22 protein-coding genes are annotated in these 25388 nt (G+C 43.4%); 17 read left to right on the top strand and 5 right to left on the bottom strand.

Annotated features, from left to right (window positions below; translation table 11 throughout):
- Positions 1-53: 53 nt before the first annotated feature.
- From murD to HFELIS_RS09550, 6 genes are read left to right on the top strand one after another with little or no spacing between them, the layout of a single operon-like run.
- Complete coding sequence (gene murD, locus HFELIS_RS04395) at positions 54-1277, top strand: UDP-N-acetylmuramoyl-L-alanine--D-glutamate ligase (protein WP_013469329.1); 1224 nt, start codon at positions 54-56, stop codon at positions 1275-1277.
- Positions 1274-3181 (top strand): mechanosensitive ion channel family protein, encoded by a 1908-nt coding sequence (locus HFELIS_RS04390; RefSeq protein WP_013469328.1) that lies wholly within the window; start codon positions 1274-1276, stop codon positions 3179-3181. Before murD ends, HFELIS_RS04390 begins: the two co-directional genes overlap by 4 nt.
- Entirely contained in the window at positions 3174-5225 is a 2052-nt protein-coding gene (locus tag HFELIS_RS09500; RefSeq protein WP_013469327.1) for a methyl-accepting chemotaxis protein, read from the top strand. Before HFELIS_RS04390 ends, HFELIS_RS09500 begins: the two co-directional genes overlap by 8 nt.
- A gap of 8 nt (positions 5226-5233) precedes the next feature.
- Positions 5234-5443, top strand: coding sequence for a hypothetical protein (locus HFELIS_RS04380; RefSeq protein ID WP_041302789.1), 210 nt, complete (start codon positions 5234-5236; stop codon positions 5441-5443).
- Complete coding sequence (locus HFELIS_RS09555) at positions 5428-7491, top strand: methyl-accepting chemotaxis protein (RefSeq protein WP_013469326.1); 2064 nt, start codon at positions 5428-5430, stop codon at positions 7489-7491. The genes HFELIS_RS04380 and HFELIS_RS09555 overlap by 16 nt, the downstream gene beginning before the upstream one ends.
- A gap of 42 nt (positions 7492-7533) precedes the next feature.
- Entirely contained in the window at positions 7534-9561 is a 2028-nt protein-coding gene (locus HFELIS_RS09550; RefSeq protein WP_331429263.1) for a methyl-accepting chemotaxis protein, read from the top strand.
- Between the two features lie 3 nt (positions 9562-9564).
- Here the strand turns inward: HFELIS_RS09550 and HFELIS_RS04365 are convergent, their stop codons facing one another.
- The 4 genes from HFELIS_RS04365 to feoB form a co-directional block, all read right to left on the bottom strand.
- The gene (locus tag HFELIS_RS04365) at positions 9565-9894 is read right to left on the bottom strand and encodes a hypothetical protein (protein WP_013469324.1); all 330 of its coding nucleotides are present in this window, start codon (positions 9892-9894) and stop codon (positions 9565-9567) included.
- 72 nt (positions 9895-9966) lie between these two features.
- Positions 9967-10971, bottom strand: coding sequence for a formamidase (locus HFELIS_RS04360; RefSeq protein ID WP_013469323.1), 1005 nt, complete (start codon positions 10969-10971; stop codon positions 9967-9969).
- 124 nt (positions 10972-11095) lie between these two features.
- Positions 11096-11596, bottom strand: coding sequence for a ferritin (locus tag HFELIS_RS04355; protein ID WP_013469322.1), 501 nt, complete (start codon positions 11594-11596; stop codon positions 11096-11098).
- Positions 11597-11668: 72 nt separating this feature from the next.
- Positions 11669-13570 (bottom strand): ferrous iron transport protein B, encoded by a 1902-nt coding sequence (feoB, locus tag HFELIS_RS04350; RefSeq protein ID WP_013469321.1) that lies wholly within the window; start codon positions 13568-13570, stop codon positions 11669-11671.
- A gap of 132 nt (positions 13571-13702) precedes the next feature.
- Here feoB and trpE point away from each other — a divergent pair, with 132 nt between their 5' ends.
- Positions 13703-15211, top strand: coding sequence for an anthranilate synthase component I (gene trpE / locus HFELIS_RS04345; protein WP_013469320.1), 1509 nt, complete (start codon positions 13703-13705; stop codon positions 15209-15211).
- Positions 15208-15792, top strand: coding sequence for an aminodeoxychorismate/anthranilate synthase component II (locus tag HFELIS_RS04340; RefSeq protein ID WP_013469319.1), 585 nt, complete (start codon positions 15208-15210; stop codon positions 15790-15792). The genes trpE and HFELIS_RS04340 overlap by 4 nt, the downstream gene beginning before the upstream one ends.
- Before the next feature lie 7 nt (positions 15793-15799).
- Here the strand turns inward: HFELIS_RS04340 and HFELIS_RS04335 are convergent, their stop codons facing one another.
- Positions 15800-16534 (bottom strand): tetratricopeptide repeat protein, encoded by a 735-nt coding sequence (locus HFELIS_RS04335; RefSeq protein ID WP_158305097.1) that lies wholly within the window; start codon positions 16532-16534, stop codon positions 15800-15802.
- 233 nt (positions 16535-16767) lie between these two features.
- Here HFELIS_RS04335 and HFELIS_RS04330 point away from each other — a divergent pair, with 233 nt between their 5' ends.
- The 9 genes from HFELIS_RS04330 to HFELIS_RS04290 are packed head-to-tail and all read left to right on the top strand — an operon-like array spanning position 16768 to position 25367.
- Positions 16768-17808 carry a SurA N-terminal domain-containing protein gene (locus tag HFELIS_RS04330; RefSeq protein ID WP_013469317.1) on the top strand — a complete coding sequence of 347 codons (1041 nt, stop codon included), beginning with the start codon at positions 16768-16770 and terminating at the stop codon, positions 17806-17808.
- A 6-nt stretch (positions 17809-17814) separates the two neighbouring features.
- Positions 17815-18867: a tetratricopeptide repeat protein gene (locus HFELIS_RS04325; protein WP_013469316.1), complete on the top strand. Its 1053-nt coding sequence runs from the start codon at positions 17815-17817 to the stop codon at positions 18865-18867.
- 8 nt (positions 18868-18875) lie between these two features.
- Entirely contained in the window at positions 18876-19319 is a 444-nt protein-coding gene (rnhA, locus tag HFELIS_RS04320) for a ribonuclease HI (RefSeq protein ID WP_013469315.1), read from the top strand.
- Positions 19313-19990 (top strand): ribonuclease III, encoded by a 678-nt coding sequence (gene rnc, locus HFELIS_RS04315; RefSeq protein ID WP_013469314.1) that lies wholly within the window; start codon positions 19313-19315, stop codon positions 19988-19990. The genes rnhA and rnc overlap by 7 nt, the downstream gene beginning before the upstream one ends.
- Positions 19987-21042, top strand: a complete 1056-nt coding sequence (aroC, locus tag HFELIS_RS04310) for a chorismate synthase (protein ID WP_013469313.1) — start codon at positions 19987-19989, stop codon at positions 21040-21042. Before rnc ends, aroC begins: the two co-directional genes overlap by 4 nt.
- Positions 21032-21586 (top strand): DUF2603 domain-containing protein, encoded by a 555-nt coding sequence (locus HFELIS_RS04305; protein ID WP_013469312.1) that lies wholly within the window; start codon positions 21032-21034, stop codon positions 21584-21586. Before aroC ends, HFELIS_RS04305 begins: the two co-directional genes overlap by 11 nt.
- 2 nt (positions 21587-21588) lie before the next feature.
- A complete protein-coding gene (gene hemN, locus HFELIS_RS04300; protein WP_013469311.1) occupies positions 21589-22956 on the top strand; it encodes an oxygen-independent coproporphyrinogen III oxidase in 1368 nt (455 codons plus the stop codon).
- A complete protein-coding gene (locus tag HFELIS_RS04295) occupies positions 22904-24280 on the top strand; it encodes a (Fe-S)-binding protein (RefSeq protein WP_407918926.1) in 1377 nt (458 codons plus the stop codon). Before hemN ends, HFELIS_RS04295 begins: the two co-directional genes overlap by 53 nt.
- A 31-nt stretch (positions 24281-24311) precedes the next feature.
- Positions 24312-25367 carry an NAD(P)-dependent alcohol dehydrogenase gene (locus tag HFELIS_RS04290; RefSeq protein ID WP_013469309.1) on the top strand — a complete coding sequence of 352 codons (1056 nt, stop codon included), beginning with the start codon at positions 24312-24314 and terminating at the stop codon, positions 25365-25367.
- The last annotated feature ends 21 nt before the right edge of the window (positions 25368-25388 follow it).

Raw genomic sequence — 25388 nt, 5'->3', positions numbered from 1 at the left:
CAGGCTTTCTATGCTAGAGTTTAGGCTCTTAATTAGGCTATTAGGTGGATGATATGATCTCTCTGCTTGGACATGGGCGCACGAATCGAGCTCTTGCTAGCTATTTGCACCAGCGCACCTTTCCCTACCGCATTTATGACGATGCTATCTTGACACCTCAAAGCGATTTACATGGCCAACCTCTCCTCCCCTCAGCGCATTTTGATCCTCAAACCTCTTGCCTAGAGATTGTCAGCCCCGGATTTCCTCCTACACACCCCTTAGTTTTGGCCAGCAAACATCTTATGAGTGAATACGACTATGTCGCTTCTCTTGTGTCTGTGCCCACGACTTGTTTTGTGAGTGGAACTAATGGAAAAACCACTACTACAGAAATGCTAGGTCTGCTTTGCGCGCCCTTTGGGGGGATGGTGGGGGGCAATATCGGCGTGCCCCTCATTGAGTTGCCTCAAGCTCCTTTATGGATTTTAGAAACCAGCTCCTTTAGCCTGCACTATACGGAACGCTACGCGCCCAATTTTTACGCCCTGCTCCCTCTAGCCCAAGATCATGTAGGCTGGCATGGGAATTATGAGGCGTATGTAGAGGCGAAATTAAAACCCCTGCGCCTCATGGATAAAAAAAGTCCTGTATTTTTGGAAGCAACCCTTAGAGATCATATTTTAGTGCGCGAGGCTAAGGATTTAGACCTAATTTTTTATGAAAATTCAAACCACCTAGCTGAAAACATGGGTTTAGATAGATCGCGTGTGCGCTTTAAAGAACCTTTTTTGCTTGATGCGCTTTTAGCCTTGAGCGTGGCTAAACTGATGACAGGACAGGCAGATTACGATCGCCTCAATAGCTACACGCTGAAACCCCATCGCTTAGAAGAAATTGTCGATTCGCAAGGGCGCACATGGATTAATGACAGCAAGGCGACCAATGTGGACGCCACACTTAAAGCGTTGGCATGTTTTGCTGATCGCTTTGTGCATTTGATTGTAGGAGGGGATACTAAGGGCGTGGACCTAACTCCGCTTTTTGAAATTCTAGCTAGTATGCAGACACGCATTTATACCATTGGAACTAGCGCGCAAACGATGGTAGAAATGGCTCATCGCTACAAAGTAGATGCGTTGTTATGTGGAGATTTAGAGCGCGCTGTGGATGCCATCAAAACTTCTTTAAAAAAAGATCAAATCGCGCTCCTCTCTCCTAGTGCGGCTAGTCTGGATCAGTTTAGCTCTTATCAAGAACGGGGCGAACTTTTTAAAACATGTGTGTTAGCCCCATGAAATTCCTACGCGCCCTTTTCCTCTGCCTTGTGTGTGTATGCACGCTAGCGCGCGCAGAAGACGACCCGGATGTTGTCGATCTCTATTTGCTTTTAAAACAGATTAACCAGCTCAATCAGGTGATCGCCCGTTACGAGAAAGATCCCACAAAACGCTCTGAAATCCCTCTTTATAGCGATCAAAAAAACGATCTCATCCACGCCTTTGCGCTCCGCCTGCTCAATAGTCAGGAACAAATCGGTATTAACATTAAAACGAATTTAGAGCAACAATATAAACTTAAAAAAACCTTGCTCAAAAATAGCCACACCAATGATATTTATGCGTATATCCATAGCACTCTCGAGCTCAAAATCCTAGAAGCCGATCAGCAGATGTATGATTTCTTAAAAAAATTGCGCACCACTCTTGACTTTTTCAGTCAAGAAAAAGATATTAACGCGCTCAGCATGGCCACTTTACTTAAATTTGAAGAGGCCTCTTCAAGAAGTTATGCCATCCCGACCAATCTCGACTCGATTAAGACACAACAACTTCAGGAACTTCTGAGTGATTATAAACTTAAGCTTAGAACTTATGTAGAAGTGTTGCACTACATTCAGAAAAATCCCCGTCAGGTGCTCGCTAAGAATATCCTTTTTAATATTGACATGCAGTGGATCTTAGAGCGCGTAGCTGCAGTCATCAATAAATTTTTTCCCTCTTCGCACGGGTTGCAGAGCGCTAAGATTTTACTCTCTCTTGTCCTGCTTTTATTCTTGCTCACACTAAGAAAGCTCATCACCACGCTTTTTATCCGCTTTTTGGATCTCTTTGTGCGCTTTAGCCGCAAAAATGAACAAGTGCAGCAAAGAATCCGCAATAGCATTATCACTCCCATTTCTACTTTTTTGCTTATCTATAGCTTTGACATTTCCATAGATATTTTGCATTATCCCCACCCAGCTCCCATTAAGTTCAATATGTACTTGGGCGTGATCTATATTTCTCTCTTGGGTTGGTTGGGGATCGCGCTTTTTAAAGCTTATGGCGCGGCCCTCTTGGCTACTTTAGCTTCTAAAAAGAATGGCTTTAGACGAGAAGTGGTGAATCTCATTTTAAAAGTGGCTTATTTTTTCATTGTTACCATTACGATTCTAGCCATGCTCAAACAGCTAGGCTTTAATATTTCAGCCATCATTGCCTCTTTGGGTATCGGTGGTTTGGCAGTCGCTTTAGCGGTTAAGGATTTGCTGGCCAACTTCTTTGCCTCAGTAATCCTGCTCTTGGACAATTCTTTTGGGCAAGGGGATTGGATTGTGTGCGGGGATGTGGAGGGCACGGTAGTGGAAATGGGTCTTAGACGCACCACGGTGAGGGGTTTTGACAACGCACTGTTATTTGTGCCTAACTCAGAGTTAGCCGGCAAGTCTATCCGTAACTGGAATCGCCGTAAAGTGGGGCGCAGAATTAAAATGAATATTGGCCTCACTTATAGTTCCACCAGAGAGCAACTTAGCCAGTGTGTGTTGGCGATCCGCACGATGCTAGAAGAGCACCCCCATATTGCTAAAATCTCTGATTTGGACGCCTCTGCCAAGCAAGAGTTAAACGCCCAGCACGATTACATGATGGATCGCGAACACATTGTTTCTATCGATGATTTAATGGGGTATAAATCTAACCTTTTTGTGTTTGTAGACAATTTTGGAGATAGCTCGATCAATATTTTAGTTTATTGCTTTTCTAAAAGTGTTGTGTGGGGAGAATGGTTGGCCATTAAGGAAGATGTGATGCTAAAAATTATGAAAATTGTCGAGGAATTAGGTCTAAGCTTTGCTTTCCCTTCTCAAAGTCTCTACTTGGAGAGTGTGCCACAAAACCTGCAATCATCGCTTAAAGATTTAAAGGATTTAAATGGTTAAGTTGAAGCTTGGAGTCAAGAGTGTCATGATGATGTCTGTGATTCTGCTTTTCTCTTTTGTTGTATTGGGAGCTTATTTTGTCCATGAGGTTACGAAAATATTAATGCACAATGCCAATATTTCAGTCGCCGCACAAGCCTCCAACAAAGTCATAAACATCACCCTAGATCTCAATGCCGTATCAATCTCTTTGCTCAATTATACAACCTATTTTTCTGGTTATGGATTTGCGTTTTTAAAAGATGCCCCAGAGAAGACCTTACAAGATAATATCAAAAAATTAGTCCGTCATAAAAAATTTGTCGATGAAGCGTGGCTAGTTTTTGTGCATGACCAACAACCCTATGTTAGCTACGAGGTCTTTGAAGAAACTGACGGAAGTGTGAAGCTCTACAAGAACACTCCTCTTATCTTGCAATCTCCTCTACTTAAACAAGTTATCCAAACTCGTAAGCCTAGTCGTAGTTCCACCGATTCAACCCTTCTGCTTGATAACAAACAACATTTTGGCTACACTATGGCCATGCCTATTTTTGATGCATCGCAAAAACTTGTCGCTGTAGCTGGCATATTTTTGAGCATGGAAGTCTTGCAAGATATCTATTTTCCTACAGCAAGCAATGAAAATGGATTTTTATTAGGAAAGGGTAATCGCATCTTTGCGATCAATCGCGATCACAATCTTCAGGGCAAGAATTTTCACGATGTTATGAAAAGCGAAGAAGTAAAAGCTATCGAAGAGTTTAGAGAAAAAGCCTCTGCAAACAGCCAAAAACTCACAAGTTTTTATTCTGATGTGTTGCACTCAGAGGCAATTTTGGCCATGCACACTTTCCACCCCCTAGATGTCATTCCTCAAATGCACAACTGGATGGTTGGTGCGGTCATTTCTAAGAGCGATCTTTATCAATACGTAGCGCATATGCGGACAGGCATTATATTTATCTTGATCATTATTTATGTCTTCACGATAATCGCTGTCTTTTTCTATATGCACAAAATTGTGGGCCGTGTTAACTGCGTTTCTAAAACACTGCAAAGTTTCTTTAAACTTCTTAATCATGAAAATGTCGAGGTTGTGATTGTTGAACCACAGGGTAATGATGAACTTGCAGACATGTTGCACCTAATCAACAAAAACATCAGCAATATTCAAGAGACATTCACTCATGACAACGCTGTCATGCAAGATATGACCTCTGTGGCAGCTGCAGTGGAACGGGGCGATATCACCCAACGCGTGTACACGCAAGCCAAGACTCCCAATCTCTCTGAGTTAATACAAACTACCAACGCCATGATTGCCTTTTTGGAACAGCGGGTGGGCACGGACTTAAATACGATTTTACAAGTGGTGCGCGCCTATCAGAACTTAGATTTTACTTCCAAAATCAAAAAACCCAAAGGCGATTTTGAAATAGCGACTAACCAACTAGGTAGCGAAATCGTGGCAATGTTGCGCACCTCTTTGAATTTTGCCAATATTCTGAATACAAAATGTCAGGTTTTAAAATCTAGTATGGACGAACTTGTCGCCCAATCCATCCAACAATCCAAGGAGATTAAACAAACTACACAGGGTATCGAAACAATCACCCAAAACATCACTGCTGTGAGCAATAAGAGCGATGGCATGATTGCCCAAAGCCACGAGATTAAAAATGTCGTAGAGATGATTTCAGACATCGCTGATCAAACCAATTTATTAGCTCTAAATGCTTCTATTGAAGCTGCTAGAGCAGGAGAGCATGGACGCGGTTTTGCTGTGGTGGCTGATGAAGTGCGCAAACTTGCTGAGAGAACACAAAAATCTTTAGGTGAGATTGAGAGCAATATTAATGTGCTGGTGCAAAGCATCGCGGACAATTCAACAGCGATCAAAGAACAGGCCGATGCGGTGTTAGATATTAATCAGGTCATTGCGCAATTTGATGCCAACTTGAGCCACAATGTCAGTATCGCCAATAAATGTTTGGATATTAGCAAAGATATTGAGGCGGTCGCTACGGATATTTTAGATGACACTAATAAAAAGAAATTTTAAGGATAGGCGTGGCAAAACTTCAAAACTTCAAAACTTCAAAACTTCAAAACTTCAAAACTTCAAAACTTCAAAACTTCAAAACTTCAAAACTTCAAAACTTCAAAACTTCAAAACTTCAAAACTTCAAAACTTCAAAACTTATCATTATTCCTAGTTCTTTGAAAACATCTTTAACGCCACATCGCGAACAAAAGGGAGTTACATGTTCAAAAACATGAAATTGGGCACGAAGATTGTTTTGGTGATCTCTTTGATCTTACTCCTCATGTATGGAGTTTTAGCCACCGTCTTATTGATAAACGCCACTTCCATGCTCAGAGACAATGCGGAAAAGATCTTAAAAGAGCAGACCACCATTAAAGCCAACGCTGTTATCCGTGCATTGCACAATATTAGCCGTGCCATTACCAATTTTGCAAGCTACATGGTATCTAACCCTAAAATTTTGTTAGAAGATGCCAAAATGCAGGCCATGCTCACTAGCCTCATTGAAACCAATGACAGAGGGCATATCCGCGAGGCCCTCTTGGTTATTTTAGATTCCCAGTCCAAACCACAACAAAGTCTAGGCGTTTTAAAGACAAAAGACAATCGCATTGAAATTTTCCACAATAACCCTAGTATTCTCGATGCCATTGCAATGCGTAGGGCGTTAGAGACTAGAGAGAGTGCTAGAAGTTCCACAGTGCCCATGAGCGCTTTAAATGGAGAAAAAATTTTTGGCAATATTGTCGCTCTGCCCATCATGTATAATGGACAAATGATTGCTATTGTAGGAGTGCTGATCGATTTTGGGCGTATCCAAGATCAATATTTTCCCGAAGGTGATTTAAACGGCTTTTTGATCGGACGGCGCGATACAATCTTGGCTATCCACACCAATCATTCCATACAAGGCCGCAAATTTTTGGAGGTGATGTCGGGTGCGGACTCCCAACAAATTATTGATTTTCGCAAAAATGCCAAACCCGGAGAGACAAGAATTGTTGAATGGTATTCAGAAAATCTTAAAGCCAATACCATCGCGACTCTCTATGCTTTTAGACCCTTTTCGCGAATTTTGCCCCGTGTTGATTTTAATTGGGTGGTTGCATCTGCCATAGATAAAAAGAAAGTGTTTGCCGATCTGTATGTGATGCGTAAAATTATTATCTTTGGGGGGATTTTGACCATCATTTGTATTATTTTGGCCCTCTATTTCTTCTTGCACAATCAAGTGTTAAAGCGTCTCCAAGAGATGGGAAATGTTTTAGAGTCCTTTTTTAAATTTTTACGCCATGAAGCAGATGATATTCGGTTTTATAAGGTGCGCTACAATGATGAAATTGGGAAAATGTTTAAAGGCATTATTGAGAATGTCAGCCACATCCAAACCACCTTTGCTACAGACAATAAAATGGTAGGACAAGCCACTTTAAGTGCTACCAGTGTTGAAAAAGGTTTGATTGTGGCTGATCATCTGCAATGCGAACAAGGAGCTACCCCTCAGATTTGCGAGCTCATCACAACTTTGCACACTATGATTACCAGTTTAGAGAAAAAAGTTGGATCGGATTTAGGAAAAATTTTAAGTGTGGTCCATGCTTATCAAAATTTGGATTTTACGAGCAATATTGATAATGCAAAAGGAGATGTAGAATTAGCTATCAATCAATTAGGCACAGAGATTACAAAAATGCTCCATGTGTCTTTAGGTTTTGCCAACGCCTTGAGTGAGAAAGCCATAGGGCTGAAAACAAGCATGGACAAACTGGCACAAAACTCAGAACAACAAAGCCAAGAGATTAAAAACACCACAGAGAGCATTGAAACCATCACCCAACGCATTAGCGATGTGAGCGCTAAGAGCGATAGCATGATTGCCCAAAGCCAAGAGATTAAAAGTGTGGTCGAGATGATCAGAGACATTGCCGATCAAACAAACTTGCTCGCACTCAATGCGGCTATTGAAGCTGCTAGAGCAGGAGAGCATGGACGCGGTTTTGCTGTGGTGGCTGATGAAGTCAGAAAACTTGCCGAGAGAACACAAAAATCTCTAGGAGAGATTGAGAGCAATATTAATGTGTTAGTGCAAAGCATCGCAGACAATTCAACAGCAATCAAAGAACAAGCCGATGCGGTGTTAGATATTAATCAGGTCATTGTCCGATTTGATGGAAACTTAAGCCATAATATCGAGATCGCCAATGAATGTTTGAGTATTAGCAGGGATGTCCAGCGCATTGCTACAGATATTTTGGAGGATACAAACAAGAAGAAGTTTTAGGAGTGTTAGGTGTTTAAGAATCTGCGACTCGGCCCTAGAATTATGTTGATTCTCTTTTGCACCCTTTTGGTTACTTTTGGAGGGCTGAATTTTTACCTCTTGGCCATTATGAACGCAAGTTATCGAGATAACTCAGAACAGATTCTCAAGGAGCAGGCAAAATCGAAAGCTGCAAAGGTGATTATGGTTTTGCACGCTGTAGGACGCACTCTGCACAATTTTAGTGCCTATTTGAGCGCAAACACATGGGAACTTGGCGAAACTGATGAAATGCGCGCGATGTTAGCCAAGATTGTAGAGTCTAATGCAGACATTTATATCCGCCAGGCATTTTTAATTCTGCTGGATAGCAACCAGCCTAGACGGAGTTTAGAGGTTGTCAAAACTGCAGATGGAAAGTTTTTCCAAGCGCAAAATAGCCAAAGCATATTGCATTGCCCTGTGGTGGATAAACTATTGCAACAACAAAAAAATACCCGAGACCTTGTCAAATCGACCACTCTCATAGATGGGAGTAAGGCTTTTGGCACTACAATAGTCGTGCCTATTAAATCTCGTGAAAAAACTATCGCGCTCGTTGGTGTTTTTGTAGATTTTAGCTACCTGCAACAGCAAATATTCCCTATGGGCGATCAAAATGGCTTTATGGTGGGCAGTGATGATAGTATTTTAGCCATCCACCGCGATCACACTCTTCAAGGCAAGCAATTTACAGAGGTGATGAAAGATCGGGCTTCTCAGAGTGTGTTAGATTTTAGAAGAAATTCGCGTCCGGGTGATGTGGGCATTGCAGAATGGCATTCTCCTGTGCTAGATCGCGATATTATCGCTACACTATATAGTTTCACACCCTTTGATCGCGTTTTAGATGATAAATCGCATAATTGGGTTATATCTGCTGTTTTTAGCAAAGACAAGGCTTTTGAGGAACTCAATGAAATCCGCCATGTGATTATTATTGGGTGCTTGATCACATTTTCAATCGCAATGAGTGTTCTTTACTTTTATATGCGCATTCAAGTTGTGCAAAGATTAAATAATATGCTGAAAATACTTATGGATTTTTTCAGTTTTTTAAGGCATGAAAAAACTAATATACAATTAGAGAAATCTCTATATCGTGATGAATTAGGCATGATGCGCAACACTATTTGTGATAATATTTCTAAAATCCAAACCACCTTTGCTACAGACAATAAAATGGTAGGACAAGCCACTTTAAGTGCTACCAGTGTTGAAAAAGGTTTGATTGTGGCTGATCATCTGCAATGCGAACAAGGAGCTACCCCTCAGATTTGCGAACTCATCACAACTTTGCACACCATGATTGCCAGTTTAGAGAAAAAAGTTGGATCGGATTTAGGAAAAATTTTAAGTGTGGTCCATGCCTATCAAGATTTAGACTTCACAAGAAATATTGAAAATGCGCAAGGAGATGTCGAATTAGCTATTAACCAATTAGGCACAGAGATTACAAAAATGCTCCATGTCTCTTTAGGTTTTGCTAATGCCTTGAGCGAAAAAGCTGTAGAGCTTAAAACAAGTATGGACAAGCTGGCGCAAAACTCAGCACAACAAAGCCAAGAGATTAAAAACACTACAGAGAGCATTGAAACCATCACCCAACGCATTAGCGATGTGAGCGCTAAGAGCGATAGCATGATTGCCCAAAGCCAAGAGATTAAAAGTGTGGTCGAGATGATCAGAGACATTGCCGATCAAACAAACTTGCTCGCGCTCAATGCGGCTATTGAAGCTGCTAGAGCAGGAGAGCATGGACGCGGTTTTGCTGTGGTGGCTGATGAAGTGAGAAAACTTGCCGAGAGAACGCAAAAATCTTTAGGTGAGATTGAGAGCAATATTAATGTGTTAGTGCAAAGCATTGCAGACAATTCAACAGCAATCAAAGAACAAGCCGATGCGGTGTTAGATATTAATCAGGTCATTGTCCGATTTGATGGAAACTTAAGCCATAATATCGAGATCGCCAATGAATGTTTGAGTATTAGCAAGGATGTCCAGCGCATTGCTACAGATATTTTGGAGGATACAAACAAGAAGAAGTTTTAGGGGCTATTTTCCCTTATAGGTCGCTACTCTGCCAGTGAGGCGAATCCGATCCCGCCCAAAAGTTTTCCCAATAATTTCATAACGCGGGAAAACAATCGTATCGCATTTATTGGCCGCAATGGCTTTATTGAGCAACATCTCGTAGATATGAGGATTAGATGGATCGTAGGGAATCTCCGCAGTAACTGAGCGCCCTATCTCGAAATCATTGGCATTAAAATAGATAGTGTATTGAAAACCTTGCACTCTAGCATCTATAACAGGCGAGCAACCGGCAAAAAACAACCCACCCAACACGCCCCCGGCTACAGCTAGAAAAACTTTCTTGTGCACAGAAAATCCCCTTGGTCTTTTATCTAAATTTTACCAAAAGAATTTGAATATCCCCCTCCTTATTAATAAAACCTACTTCCCGAAACGCCCACCAGTAGTAGGATAGCCATAAATTGAACCATCTTTGATTTTCATATGATCCTCCCAAGGCAATTTGTATTTGCCAGCAGCCAAATCTTTGATGTAGGTCAAGCCTGCATCGCTTTCACCTCCGGGTTTGGCCACATACCCGCGGTGTCCTAGATTGTAGATGTTGTTTTCCAAGCCCCAGCTTAGGCGCGCATTGTCAGCCATTTTAGGATAGATCTCCCCAGTTACAATCTCCCATGGGTTGCGATGCCCTTGCACAAGGGTAGTGCCATCAAAATTACAGATTTGCCCTTCTCCAAAATAGTAGAACACATTGTCATAGCCGGCCAAATTCACGCTCACGGTATACATCAAGTTGTGCCATGCATTGGAGCGGTTAGTCAAAATCCATTGATCGTTAACTTGGGTGCTATAACCAGAGATGCGGATATAGACATTGCACCCTTTGTAAGCCGCTTCGCGTGCAAGCTCTGGGATCATGCCATCATGGCAGATACACACGGCTAGTTTTGAGCCTCCCGGACCCTCACACACAGGCATGCCCAAATCCCCGGGATACCAAGGTTCGATAGGATTCCAAGGGAAGAGTTTGCGGTATTTCAACACAATTTCGCCCTTAGGGTTAATGATGATGGCGGTGTTGTAAGGATTTTTGTTAGGATCGGGATTGCGCTCCATTATAGAGAACACCCCAAAAACCCCGGCCTCTTTGCACGCCTGCGCATACATCTGGGTTTCTTTACCCGGCACATCGAGCAAAAATTCCTCACTCAACCACTTAGCAGTGTTTAGCCCCTGTGTGCTGTATTCAGGGAAAATGATAAGCTCCACGCCCGGATAACCCGCTTTAGTGGCGTGCAAAGTCCTAATAATGCTCTCAATATTTTTATCAATATCTGCCCGACTATTCACAATAGGCACAGGGAATTGAATTGCCGCAACCAAGAAACCTTCAATGGGTTTACCCATACTTCCAATGCTACCCATAAAAACTCCTACTATTGGTTTAGCAATTTGCATTGCTGGCGGAGTATTAAAAAAATATCTCTAATGGAAAGTTAATAAGAAAAAAATTAAAAAGTGCGATTGCCCCCAAGGGGGCTATGTGAGATTACTTTTGATCTTTGGCAATACTGCGGATGTATTGATCGGCCAAATACAATCCATGCCCGCTCTCACCCATCAATTTGATTTTATCCAAGATGTTTTTGAAGAGCACTTCTTCCTCGTGTTGTTCAGCCACATACCATTGTAGGAAATTAAAAGTGGCGTAATCTTTAGTGCTAAGCATTTTATCCACAAGGGTATTGATGGAATGGGTGATGTGCTGCTCGTGTTTATAGGCTTTTTCAAAAACCTCTACGAGATTTTTAAACTCGTGTTCAGGGGCTTTGATTTCTTTGAGGTGCACACCCACTTCATTTTCATTCAAGTAAGTGATGATCTTAGTCGCGTGCGCGTATTCATCACTAGCATGCTCAAACAAGAACAAGCCCGCTCCATCAAAGCTATGGGTATAGCACCAAGAACTCATGCTCATATACAGATTGGCTGAGAAAAACTCATCCATCACTTGCGCGTTAAGTAATTTAATTGTTTCTGAAGGCAACATACAAAACTCCTTTATTTAGTTTGTATCATTATTATATCATAAATGAGAAATATAAGTCAAGAGATATTCACCTCAAAAGAGAATAAGGCATAATTTAGTCGCATAAAAAGCTATTAATGAGAATAAATAGGCCACCGCTGTGGTGAAAATAAAGAGATAAAGCACAAATTTTACCCCACCGGCTTCTTTACCAAAGGTAATTGTCGCGGCAAAACAGGGGATGTAAAACATAACAAAGACGATAAAGGCGATGGCAGAGGGCACACTCACATGTTTTTTGAGCGCCATACGGAATGATTTAGATGCTTGGCTGGTGTCCCCTAGCGCGTAAAGCACACCTAAAGTAGAGACGACCACTTCCTTAGCCATAAAACCCGTTACTAAGGAAATAGAAAGCCGCCAATCAAAATCCATCGGCTTAAACAGTCCATCAATACTGCGCCCCGCACGCCCCACAAAGCTATTTTCTAAAATCTCTTGTTGTTTTTTCTCCTCTAAACTAGCTAGAGCTTCTTGTTTGGCGCTGGCTTCTAAAGAGCTAGCCTCAAGGTGTGCTTGTTGGGCTTGGTACTTCTCTAACATTTGGGTATCCCTAGGGTAGGCAGAGGCAAACCAAATGAGAATCGCCCCGCCCAAAATGTAAGTGCCCGCTTTTTTGAGATAAGAGAGCGATTTGGTGTAAATGCTGTACCAAATCACTTTGGGGCTGGGCATGCGGTATTTGGGCATTTCCATCACAAAGGACTCTTCTTGCCCCTTAAAAACGCTGAGTTTGAGAAATTTTGCCATCAAGAGAGCCACAACTGCACCCAAGACATAGATCAAAAAGAGAACAAAACTCGCGTATTTATCCGGGAAAAACGCTCCTACAAAGAGCACATAAATAGGCAAACGCGCGCTACAGCTCATAAAACCGATTACAAAGAGAGTGATGAGTCGCTCATGTTGGTTTTGCAAAGTGCGTGTCGCCATATAGGCAGGCACAGAACAGCCAAAGCCCGTAATTAAGGGGATAAAACTCTTACCATGCAAACCAAATTTGTGAAAAATCCCATCTAATAAGAACGCCACGCGGCTCATGTACCCAGTAGCTTCTAGCAAAGAGATTCCCAAATACAACACCACAATTAAGGGTAAAAAAGAAAGCACCGCCCCTACCCCTCCGATGATCCCATCGCCTAAAAGTGAGCCAATTTGAGCATTAGGGATATGGGTTTTAAGAGTTTCAGCTAGCCATGCAAACCCATCATCTACATAGCCTTGCACCCCTCCTCCCACTAGAAAACTCATAAAAAACACAACGAACATCAAGCCTAAGAAAATAGGAACACCATAAATAGGGTGCATGAGGTATTTGTCTATTTTTTGCGTGTAGGTGGGCATGCCCGCTTCACGGCGCGATACCTTTTTGGCTAAATCGTGGCAAAACACTGCCATCTCTTCTTTAGATTGGACGCTTAGAGTTGTAGAGCGTTGGGTTTGGCGGTGCAAAGTGATAAGTTGCTCTAAGAGTTGATCCATGTTAAAATGCGCGTGTGCAGAGGTGGGAATACAAGGAACTCCCAAATCTTTAGAAAGTGCATCTACATCAATTTGTAACCCCTCTTTTTGGGCTTCATCCCACATATTGAGTGCCATCAGCACCTTATGGGGTGTGTGGAGTAATTGCGTGCTCAAACTCAAATTACGCTCTAAGTTAGTGCAGTCCAATACATTTAAGATCAAATCAAAGTGTTCATTCTCTAAAAATTGCCTACTGACTTTTTCTTCGATCGTAAAATCATTTAAAGCATAGATGCCCGGCAAGTCTACAATGGTGATCTTGGTGTTGTTGTAAGTCGTGCTCACTTGGGTTTTTTCCACCGTAACCCCGGCAAAATTACCCACTTTCAAGTGCGCCCCACTGATTGCATTGATGAGAGAACTCTTGCCCACATTGGGTTGCCCCACTAAAGCCACCACAATTTCTTCCATGCGCTCTCCAAATTTTAAGGTCAATTCTTAAAATCAAAACTAAAAATATACTACTAACAGGCTAAAATTTCACATAAGAGTAAAAAACTTGAGTTAAGTCCATTGCGCTACAATACGCCCCAAAGGATAAGAATGATTATTTTGGAGCAAAACGCCCCCTATGTTCCCCATCCGCTCGCTTTATATGCCAAGCTTCAAGGTCCTAACACTCTTTTATTAGAGAGTGCTCAAGCGGACAATAAAGCGCACACTAAATCCATTATCTTAAATCAAGCCTGCTTGAAACTCACCTGCCAGCATTCCAGTGTCAAGATCGAAGCTTTGAATACAAACGGGCAAGCCCTTTTGCACAAACTCGCTAACTTTGTAGGTGTGAGTCCCACAGACAAGAGTTTAAGCCTACACTACCCCAAAAATACGCAATTACAGGACGAGTTTTTAAAACTGCAAATGCCCAGCCCCCTAGATGCTTTGCGCGCCGTGTTTGCATGTGTAGAGCAACGCCCCCAAAATCCCTATGGGCTATTTTGTGCGGGGTTTTTTGGCTTTGAGCTCATCGGTGCGTTTGAGGATTTGCCCATTTTAAGCGTGCAAGATAATAGCGCGCCGGATTTTGTCTTTCTTGTAGCACAAACTTTAGTGCTCATCGATCACCAAAAACAGAGCACCCAAATTTTTGGGGCTTGTTTTGCCCCACAACACCAAGCCCAAATCCAAGAACAAATCGCGCAGCTTGCCGCGCTTGCTAACACCACACAAGAGGATTTTAGCCCGCAATCTCACCCTCAAGAAAGCACTTTAAGCACAAATTGTAGCGATGAGGCTTTTGGATGTATGGTCTCTAAGCTCCAAGAAGAAATCAGGGCTGGGGAGATTTTCCAAGCTGTGCCCTCTAGGAGTTTTTATTTATCTTGTAAAGACCCCTTGAGCGCTTATTTTTATCTCAAGGCACAAAATCCTAGTCCTTACATGTTTTATTTGCAAATGGAGGATTTTACACTCTTTGGGGCTAGTCCTGAGAGCGCGTTAAAATACGATGCCTCCACTAATTTGGTGCAAATTTACCCCATTGCGGGCACAAGAGCGCGGGGTAAAAACCCGGATGGCACGATTGATCACGACCTAGATAACCGCCTTGAACTGGATTTACAAAGCGATGCCAAAGAGAGGGCAGAACATATCATGCTAGTGGATTTAGCCCGCAATGACATCGCTAGAGTTGCCAAACCCCATACAAGACTTGTGAGCAAATTATTGAAGGTAGAAAAATACGCCCATGTGATGCACCTCACTTCAGCTGTGCAGGGGGAGCTCAAAGAGGGTTTAGACGCTCTGCATGCCTATAGAAGTTTTATGAATGCGGGGACTTTGAGTGGCGCGCCTAAAATTGCTGCGCTCAAACTCATCGCTCAACTTGAGGGCAAGAGGCGGGGTTCTTATGGGGGTTCGATAGGCTATTTATGCGCCGATGGATCGATGGATACTTGTATTATTATCCGCTCTGCTTTTGTGCAAAATCAGCGGGCTATTATCCAAACGGGCGCGGGCATTGTTTTAGATAGCCTTATTGAGGCTGAGATCGCCGAAACAAAGGCAAAAGCACAATCTGTAATTTCTGCAATCTTAAAGACACATGCATGAAAATTTACTTCATTGATAATTTTGACTCGTTCACTTACAATCTTGTTTATGACTTAGAGGGTTTGGGGCATTCTGTGTTGGTTTTGCGCAACACCACCCCAGCCAATACGCTTTTTGAGAGGATGCAAGGTGAAAAAGAAAAAACCCTTCTTTTTATCTCCCCGGGACCTAGCGACCCTGAGCATGCCGGGCAACTGCTCCCTATTCTAGCTAAGACACGCGGGCATTTCCCTATTTTGGGGATTTGCTTAGGGTTGCAGGCTTTGGCACAGAGTTATGGCGCGCGGGTTGTGCGCAGCCCTGCCATTGTGCATGGAAAAAGCTCCCCCATCACTCTAAAACCCTTTGAGGCTTTTAAGGGGCTAGGAGATTGCTTACAAGTGGGGCGTTACCATTCTTTAATGGTGAGTGATTTGCCAGACTGCCTGCAAGTGATCGCCCATTACCAAGACATTATCATGGGAATTTACCACCCCCAAGACAAAGCCCTAGCCTACCAATTCCACCCTGAGAGTATCATGACCTTGAAAGGTGCGCAACTGCTAAAACAAAGCTTGGATTTTTTGATAACCCCCTCTTAAACTCTCTCTAGTCGCCCTTGGATTTAATTCTATTGAGAATTTCAATGGCATCTCCGCTTCCTATCTTAGCCGCCTTTTCTAAGTATTCCCTAGCTTTGGCTAAATCTTTAGAGACACCCAAACCATTAAAATACATCACTCCAATATTAAAATAAGCCTCCGCATCTCCCATTCTCCCCGCTTTCTTCCAATACTCCTTAGCTTTCAGAGCATCTTGTGGAACTCCCTGTCCATTTGCATACATAAAACCTAAATCACTATAAGCCCCCGCATTTCCCTTTTTAGCGGCCTTATTAAAATATTCAAAAGCCTTAGCATAATCCTGTTTAACGCCTTGCCCATCGCGATACATGGCCCCCAAGTTGTAATAAGCCTTAGCATAACCCATGCTAGCAGCTTTTTGGTAATATTCTAGGGCCTTGCTATCGCTCTGCTCTACACCCTTACCATTGTCATACAGCAAACCCAAACGAAAATACGCCTTTGCATACCCCTTTTTAGCGGCCTTATTAAAATATTCAAAAGCCTTAGCATAATCCTGTTTAACGCCTTGTCCATCGCGATACATGCCTCCCAATTTATAGTAAGCCTCAGCGTTGCCTCTTTTAGCAGCTTTTTGGTAATACTCTAAAGCTCGGGTATAGTCTTTATCGGCTTGGGCTTTTTTACCCACTATAAAATGCAATTCTCCGCCCTGATCTTTATTTCCATCAAGGGAATATGCAACGCCACTAGAAACCAAAAACGCAAACAAAACCCTAGATAGCAAGTGATTTGATTTTAATAACATCTTTTGAAACTCCAAATTGTTTTATTTTCTCAAAATTCTTTAAAAATGCAAAACGCATTCTAGCATAAATTCTAAACAGCAGATTAACAAACAAGCAGAAATCATTTACTTTAGCGTAAACCTATTTTAATATTTTTCTTAGTGCGCTTATACTAGACTCGCGCGAGTCCATTAAAAGAAAGAGTTTGTCAAGTTTTTTAAAACTTATCGGCTTTGTTTGCGTATTTTTCTATCTGTTTGGGGCGAGCGCGCAGGGGAAAGACTCTAAAGTCGAATCTGTTACAGGAAGTGGGGTTGGGAGTAAAAATTTAGATCGGCAGGTAAGAGATTCTCTTAAAAAACCCCTTCCCAAAGAGAGCCAAGAAACCCAAAATCTACCTAAAATTCCACCAAAAACCACCAAAGCAGCTCCCCAAGATAAGCAAGAGCAAGAGGAGCTTAAAGAAGGCATTATAGGAGGGATTGCCATCACGGTTAACAACGATCCCATCACTATTTACCAAATTGAAACACAGGAAAAAGAGCATCATATTAGCCGTCAACAAGCTGTTAATGCATTGATTTTACAACGCATCCAAGCCCAAGAGATCAAACGCCTTAAAATCGACATTGAAGATGACAAGATTGACGCGGAGATTGAAAACATCGCGCGGCATAATGGTATGGATATGCAAGATTTCTTGCGCACACTTGCTAGTGAGGGGATCAACCCAACGACCTACAAAGCACAACTAAAAAAACAACTAGAAACTAGAGAATTGTTGCGCAACATTCTGCTTTTTAATACCAATACAAATAGCGAAACTAAAATGCGCGAATATTACAACGCCCATAAGAGCGAATTTAGTGTGCCTAGCGAGATTATCACCATCCGCTACACAGCTCAAGACACCCAAGCCCTCACCAAAGCCTTAGAAAATAGAAATTTAGATATTCCCGGAGTTACTAAGGGTGAGGAAAAAATCAATATTAAAACCCTCAATCCCCAAATCGCCCAAATGTTTTTGAGCACGCAAGAACACACCTTTACCCCGATTTTAAATGCGGGAGGGGGAAATTTTGTTTCCTTTTACATCAAAGAAAAAATAGGAAAAGAAAATGTTTCATTCAGCCAAGCCAAACATTTTATTGCCAATAAATTGATTGAGGAGCAACAGGATAAAATCCTAGCCGAGTACTATGAAAAACTCCGTGTCAAAGCCAAAATTAAATTTCTACAACACTAGGGGCGCGTGGAGCAATTAGCTTATGTCTATAAAGATTCTCTCTTTAGCGTAGCGATCCTGATTGCCTTCATTGGGGTGGTGATCTTATTGGACTATTTCCGCTCGCTTTTTAAACACAAAAAAAATCTCAAGGCTCTGAATGCCCTCTCTCGCTCTTATACTTCCATCGATCTAGCCTTTGAAGTGCAACAGCTCTTAGCCAAAGAACAAGAAAGTCCTTTGGAAGTGCTAGGAATCAAAACTTGGATGTTTTTAGCCAAACATTACAGCGATCATGGGAGTGGCGAGCAGGCGATCACAATCTATTTATCTTTGCTGTCCAAATACCCCAAAGATCGCGCTCTTCTCTTAAAAAATTTGGCACAGACTTATATTGCGATGGGTTATGTGCAGAAGGCGCATGATATTTTATTAGAAGTGTTGCGGATTGAGCCTAGAAACATCGGCGCGCTTCAAGAAATGGTGCGGGTGTATGAGATCTTATGCGCCCCTCAAAAAGCCCTAGAAGTGCTAGAATGCTTAGACGAACTAGAAGCCCCAGATTTGCTAGACACCTACCATTACCTGCAAATGCAAATTCTCATGCAAGAAGATCTGAGTTTAGGGGATCGCAGCGCGCGCATTCTTACACTAGGACACCATCATCCTAAGCTTTATAAACTCGCGCTCAAGCATTGTAAAACTTATCACAAGGCTTTATTTTTGCAAGAACTTCCCCATTTGGACAAGGGAATAGAATACATTGATTTACTTTGGGATTTACAATGGGAGGAAATCACTCCTTTATTGACACAACTTAACGCACAGGTGCGCGAGATTTTCATTTCTAAAGGTTTTATAAAGGGCACTTGTTCTCATTTGGAGCTAGAGATTTACCACTGCTTTAAGGACAAATACCCTCTAGCGTTACATTTTAGCTACCGATGCCCTGCGTGTAAAAATCTCTCTCCCTTTGATACCCATCGTTGCGTATCGTGTAACGCTTTGGGGGTTAAAGAAGTCGTGCTAGATTTGAGCGCGCAGAGCCCAGACTATCACCAACAACTCAATCTAAATTAGGGAATAAAATGGAAGAAATAGAACTTTTTTGCGATGGCTCGTCTTTGGGAAATCCGGGTGCTGGGGGCTATTGCGCGATTTTGCGCTATCAAGGTCAAGAAAAAATTATTACCGGTGGTGCGCCCCACACCACCAACAACCGCATGGAACTTAGCGCGGTCAATGCAGGGCTTAAAGCCCTTAAAAAACCCTGCCATGTCGCTTTGTATAGCGATTCGACCTATGTTTGCGATGGCATTGCCAAATGGCTAAAAGGTTGGCAGGCGCGCAATTTTGCTAAGGTTAAGAATGTGGATTTATGGCAGGAATTTTTAAAAGTGTCCGCCCCCCATAAGATCACCCCCCATTGGATTAGGGGGCATGCCGGGCATGTCCAAAATGAACGCTGTGATGCCTTAGCCAAACAGGAGGCATTGGCTTACCAAGCACAAAGTAAAGGAGTTTCATGTTAGAAAAATTACAAGAGAGGCTAGCTTATCATTTCCAAGATATGAATCTATTACAACAAGCCCTCACCCACAAAAGCACCAAAACCCCCCACAACAACGAAAGGCTAGAGTTTCTAGGCGATGCGGTGTTAGATTTGGTGGTCGCAGAGATTTTGTACGCCCGTTTTGCCGATCTGCAAGAGGGCGATCTCTCCAAAATGCGCGCCTCTTTGGTGAATGAAAAGGCGTTTTTCAAGCTCGCCTCCTTTTTGCAGTTGCAAGATTGTATTTTGATTTCCCCAGCAGAAGCCAATAACCACGGGCACACTAAACCCTCAATCTTAGCTAACGCCTTTGAGGCTTTGATGGGAGCGATCTATTTAGAAAGCGGGTTAGAGCCCATTAAAACCTTGATGACACGCTTTTTAGATCATGTCTATCCCGATCTCTCTTTACAGAGCACCTTTATGGATTATAAAAGTGCCTTGCAGGAACTCACCCAAGCGCGCTTTAAGGTCGTGCCCACCTATACCCTTAAAAGCGAGAGCGGCCCCGATCACGCTAAACAATTTGAAATGCAGATTTTTATTTTAGATAAACTCTATGGCACTTGCACGGCTAAGAGCAAAAAGGAAGCCCAGCAACTTTGCGCCCAAATGGCTTACCAACAACTCCGCATGGAGGGGAGCGCGTGAGCTTGGTATTGCGCACCTTTGGGGAATCGCATGGGGCTATGGTGGGGGGTGTGCTAGAGGGCGTGCCTGCCGGGCTCAAATTAGATTTAGACTTCATCCAAGCGGAGGTTAATAGGCGTAAAAGTGTGAATGCCTTCACCACTCCACGCCAAGAAGAAGATAAAATCGAGATTGTGAGCGGAGTTTTTGAGGGAGTGAGCACGGGCGCGCCCATCGGCTTACTTGTGTCTAATAAAAATGTGCGCTCCAAAGATTATGACAATCTTAAAGAGACTTTTCGCCCCGGGCACGCGGATTTTACCACCTTTGCTAAATACGACATTAGAGATCATCGGGGCGGGGGGCGTAGCTCAGCACGAGAGAGTGTGATCAAAGTGGGTGCAGGAGCGATTGCTAAATTGCTCTTAAAAGAAGTGGGCATAGAGATCGCTAGCGGGGTTGTTAGTGTGGGGGGTGTAGAGGCTCAAGAGTTAGATTTTGCACACGCGCTAAAAAGCCCCATTTTTAGCCTAGACAAACAAACCCAGCAAGCCCAACAAGAGGCGATCTTGCAGGCAAAAAAAGCAGGAGATAGCTTGGGTGGGGTGGTGTTGGTGCGCGCTTGGGGGCGTGCCTTGTTGGGTTTGGGCGAATTTGGCGACAGATTAGATGCGCGTATTGCTTATGCAATGATGGGACTCAATGGAGTCAAGGGGGTATTTATGGGCGAGCCTAAAGCTGCTAGCATGCAAGGAAGCATGTATAATGACGCACTAGGTTTTCATGGGTTTAAGAGCAATCGTTGCGGAGGGGTGTTGGGGGGTTTTGGGAATGGAGCGCCCTTAGAGGTGTGGGTGCATTTTAAGCCCACTTCTAGCATTGCCCTGCCCCAAGAGAGTATCAACACCCAAAAAGAGGGCGTGCAAATCCACTTAAAAGGGCGGCATGACCCATGCATTGCTATTCGGGGGAGTGTGGTGTGTGCGAGCTTATTAGCTTTGATCTTGGGGGATTTCGTGTTGAGCAACACGCACGCGCGCCTAGATCAAATTAAGGCAAGTTATGGCTGTTAGGGATTTTGTGCTAGAATGGGAGCGAAAGGTAACAAGTATGGACAACACTTCTCAAGCCAAACTTAATACAGATGGCATGCAAGAGATTTATCAAAGTTTAGAATCGGGCAAGAATAGAGCCCGCGCCAAGAGGATCGCGCCCGATCAAATGCTTTTAGAATTGCAAGAGGGCGCGCTCAACACCCAAGAGGCTTGGTTTGTGCAAGATGAGCAAGATCATAAATTCGTGGTGATTCCTGAGGTGCTGTTACAATACATTGTACAGGTGATTCAAAGAGCGTATGAAGAAAAAATTATGGTCGAGTTGGAACGGGATATGGCAACTCTCACGCCTATTGACTTTAAGGACGCGATGGCAGTTGCCTTTAAAAAGCTCGAGGGCATGCGCGCGAGTGATGGGAGTTTGCCCCGCATTTCTTCGCTGGATTTTGTCAAGCAACTCAAGCGGCAACACCCTAATTTGTTTTTCAACTTGGCAGAACTTTTAGAGTCTAAAAAAGAAGAGTATCCAGATTTGGACGACTTAGAAAACATCCCCTTTTAGCCGTGAAACCCCTAGACTTCCAACAATTCGCCCAGCACTCCAAGCCCGGTCCTAGATACACCAGCTACCCTACAGCAGTAGAATTTCATACCAACTTCCAAGAGAGCGATTTGATCCAAGCCTTAGAACGCACGCCCACACAAACCCCTCTCTCTTTGTATTTTCATCTCCCCTTTTGTAAGAGCCCTTGCTATTTTTGCGCCTGCAATGTGATTTATAGTAGTAGCGAGCGCAAGAAAGAACACTATATTCTCTATTTGCAAAAAGAACTCGAACTTTTAAAACGCTATCTTGACACAGGGCGCGAGGTGGTGCAACTACACTTTGGTGGGGGCACACCCACTTTTTTTAGCGCGGAGCAACTAGAGCGCATTATTAAGAACATTGAGGCGACCTTTTCTAACTTTGCCCCCGATGCTGAATTGGCTTGTGAGGTCGATCCGCGCCATTTTAATCGCGATCAAATGCGCGTGCTTAAAGAACATGGCTTTAATCGCTTGAGTTTTGGCGTGCAGGATTTTGAGTTAGAAGTGCAACAGGCGATCAATCGCTTACAAAACTTTGATCTCGTGCGCGAAAAAGTGGAGCTAGCCCGTGAGTTTGGGATCAACTCGCTTAATTTTGATCTCATCTATGGCTTGCCTTTCCAAAGTGTGGCTAGCTTTGAAGCCACTTTAAAACAAGTCTTACAGCTAAATCCCGATCGCCTCGCCATCTTTAATTACGCCCATGTGCCTTGGATCAAGCACACCATGAAAATAGACCCCGCCACTCTGCCCACTCCTAGTCAAAAATTAGAAATTTTGCGCTTCCTCATTACCTTTTTAACCCAGCATGGTTATGAAATGATTGGCATGGATCACTTTGCTAAAAAAGATAATGAACTTTATCTAGCTTTGCAGAATAAACAACTCAGGCGCAATTTTCAAGGCTACACCACTAAAAAGTTTTCCCAAACTATCGGGGTGGGGGTTACTAGCATTGGGGAGGGGCTAGACTATTACACCCAAAATTTTAAGGATTTAAAGGCTTATGAGAACGCGCTTAATGAGGGGCATTTACCCGTAGAGAGGGGCATTGCTTTGAGTGCAGAAGATCGCCTGCGTAAAGAGGTGATCATGCACTTGATGAACAATTTAGAGCTGGATTTTAGCACCATTGAGCGAGCGTTTAACATTGACTTTAAGACTCATTTTAAACAAGCCCTAGAGGCACTAAAACCCTATGAGCAAGAGGGCCTAGTGAGTATGGACGCACAGGGCTTAAAGACCAGTCCTACGGGGGCGATGTTGGTGCGCAATATCGCGATGGTTTTTGATGCGTATTTGGACAAACACCATGGGGCTCAAAAGTTCAGCAAAACCCTCTAAACTGGAGGCGTGGCTAGATAGCGACATTGCGCGCACTACGCAAGCCTGCGTGAAGTGTGGCAAATGCGTGCCCAGCTGCACTATTTATCGTATCCATAAAGATGAAACCACCTCCCCGCGCGGGTTTTTAGACCTCATCGCTTTAGTCAAACAAGAGAGTTTAGAGCTCAACACCCCTCTAAAACATATCTTTGAGAGTTGTTTTCTCTGCACTACCTGCGTGCAGGTCTGCCCTTTTCATCTGCCCATAGATAGCATGATTGAAAAAGTGCGTGTTTTGAGCGCGCGCAAACATGGGATCGCTTGGCATAAAAAGCTTTACTTCTATTTGCTCAAACATCCTCGCTTGATGGACTTTATTTTTTCTCTCTGTAGCGTGAGCGCGCCCTGTGCTTTTAAACAAGTGGGAGATAAAATCCATTGGCGTTTTCAATCCCTCGCGCCCAAAAGTTTAGCCAAACGCGCGCTTTTTCCCTTTGCACGCACTAGCTTTTTACGCACCCATCAAGGCACAATCCCTCCCAAAGCCCCCTTAGAGAACATGCCCGCTAAAAGTGTGGGGATTTTTATCGGTTGTTTGGGTAATTACAACTACCCTAGCGTAGGCAAGAGTTTATTAACGATCTTAGACAAGCTCAATATCAGCGCGCACATCCCTAAACAATTTTGTTGCGGTGCGCCTGCCTTTTTCACTGGGGACATAGACACCGCTCTTTATTTGGCACAAAGAAATGTGGATTTACTCACAGAAACAGCCATGCACACAGAGGCGATCTTAGTCCCTGAGGCGACTTGCATTAGTATGCTCAAAAAAGATTATCAACATGTTTTTGAGAGTATCCCTGATCCTAAAGCGCGCCAAGAGTGGTTAGAAAAATGGCGCAAGGTAGCAGACAAATTACAATTTGCCTCTAGCTTTTTGACTCATGATAGCGCGCTTTTAGAGGTGCTTAAAACCTACCCGAAAAACCCCCTCACTCTAACCTACCACGATCCCTGCCATGCTAAAAAAGTCTTAGGCGTGTATAAAGAACCCCGCGCACTTTTAGGGGCAAATTTTAGCCTAAGTGAGATGGCTGAGAGCGATCGTTGCTGTGGCTTTGGAGGGGTGAGTATGCAGAGCGATCACTACACTTTAAGCGTGCAGGCAGGTTTGCCAAAGGCTCAAGACATCGCCAACACCCACGCCCAAGTGGTGAGCGCAGAGTGTTCGGCTTGCCGTGTGCAACTCAATAACGCTCTGCACCAAATAGACGCGCCTACGCGTTTTCTCCACCCCTTAGAGCTCATCGCCCAAGTTTTGCAAACCCCCAAAACATGCTAGAATCCCCCTTATTTCCATATAAAGGTTATCTATGCAACGCATTCCAGCTAGAGGTTTTGCTATCCACTCTAAAGAGGGGAAATTCCAACCTCATGAATTTACCCGCCACGCTTTGGGTGAAAAAGATGTTTTGATTGATATTCATTACTGCGGGATTTGCCATAGCGATGTGCATTCAGCTTACAGCGAGTGGCATGAGGGCACTTATCCTATGATTCCCGGACATGAGATTGCAGGTGTGGTCAAAGAAGTCGGCGCACATGCGCGTAAATTCAAAGTGGGCGATAAGGTGGGCGTGGGCTGTTTTGTCAATTCCTGCCGTGCCTGCGAGCCATGCGCTCATGATCACGAACAATTTTGTTCTAAAGTGGTCTTCACTTACGATTGCCCCGATCACTTCCACAATAACGAACCCCACATGGGCGGGTATTCTGATTGCATTGTTGTGGATGAGGATTATACTATTCGTATTCCTAACGATGCGCCCTTAGAAAAAATCGCCCCTCTCTTTTGTGCAGGGATCACCACCTATTCCCCTTTAAAATTTTCCCAAGTCAAAGCAGGTTCTAAGGTTGGGATCGCGGGTTTTGGCGGATTGGGGCATATGGGTTTAAAATACGCTTTAGCCATGGGAGCTGAGGTGAGTGTGATAGGGCGCAGTGAGGCTAAGAGAGAACAGGCCTTAAAAATGGGGGCCAAGCATTATTACAGCGATGTAAAGGACGCTAAGGGGGCTAATTTGGATTTAATCCTCTCCACCATTCCCACGCACTACAACATGAGTGCCTATTTAGACGCACTTGCCTATGGGGGCGAACTCTCCATTGTGGGTCTGCCTCCTAAAGACAATCCTCCGACTTTGAGCGCTTCGACTTTGGTGATGCGTGGGAATAAAAAAGTTTATGGCTCACTGATTGGAGGGATTAAAGAAACCCAAGAAATGTTAGATTTCTCCATCTTGCACAATATTTACCCTGAAATCGAGCTAGTTACCGGTCAAGACATCGATCAAGTTTACTACAACCTCACCCATTCTAACGCTCAGTTTCGCTATGTCATTGATATGAAAAAGTCGTTTGGGGCTTAATCTACTCACCTATTTTACCTC

The organism is Helicobacter felis ATCC 49179, from assembly GCF_000200595.1.
In the GTDB taxonomy this organism is placed as follows: domain Bacteria; phylum Campylobacterota; class Campylobacteria; order Campylobacterales; family Helicobacteraceae; genus Helicobacter; species Helicobacter felis.
This window is presented reverse-complemented; position numbering and strand designations above follow the sequence as displayed.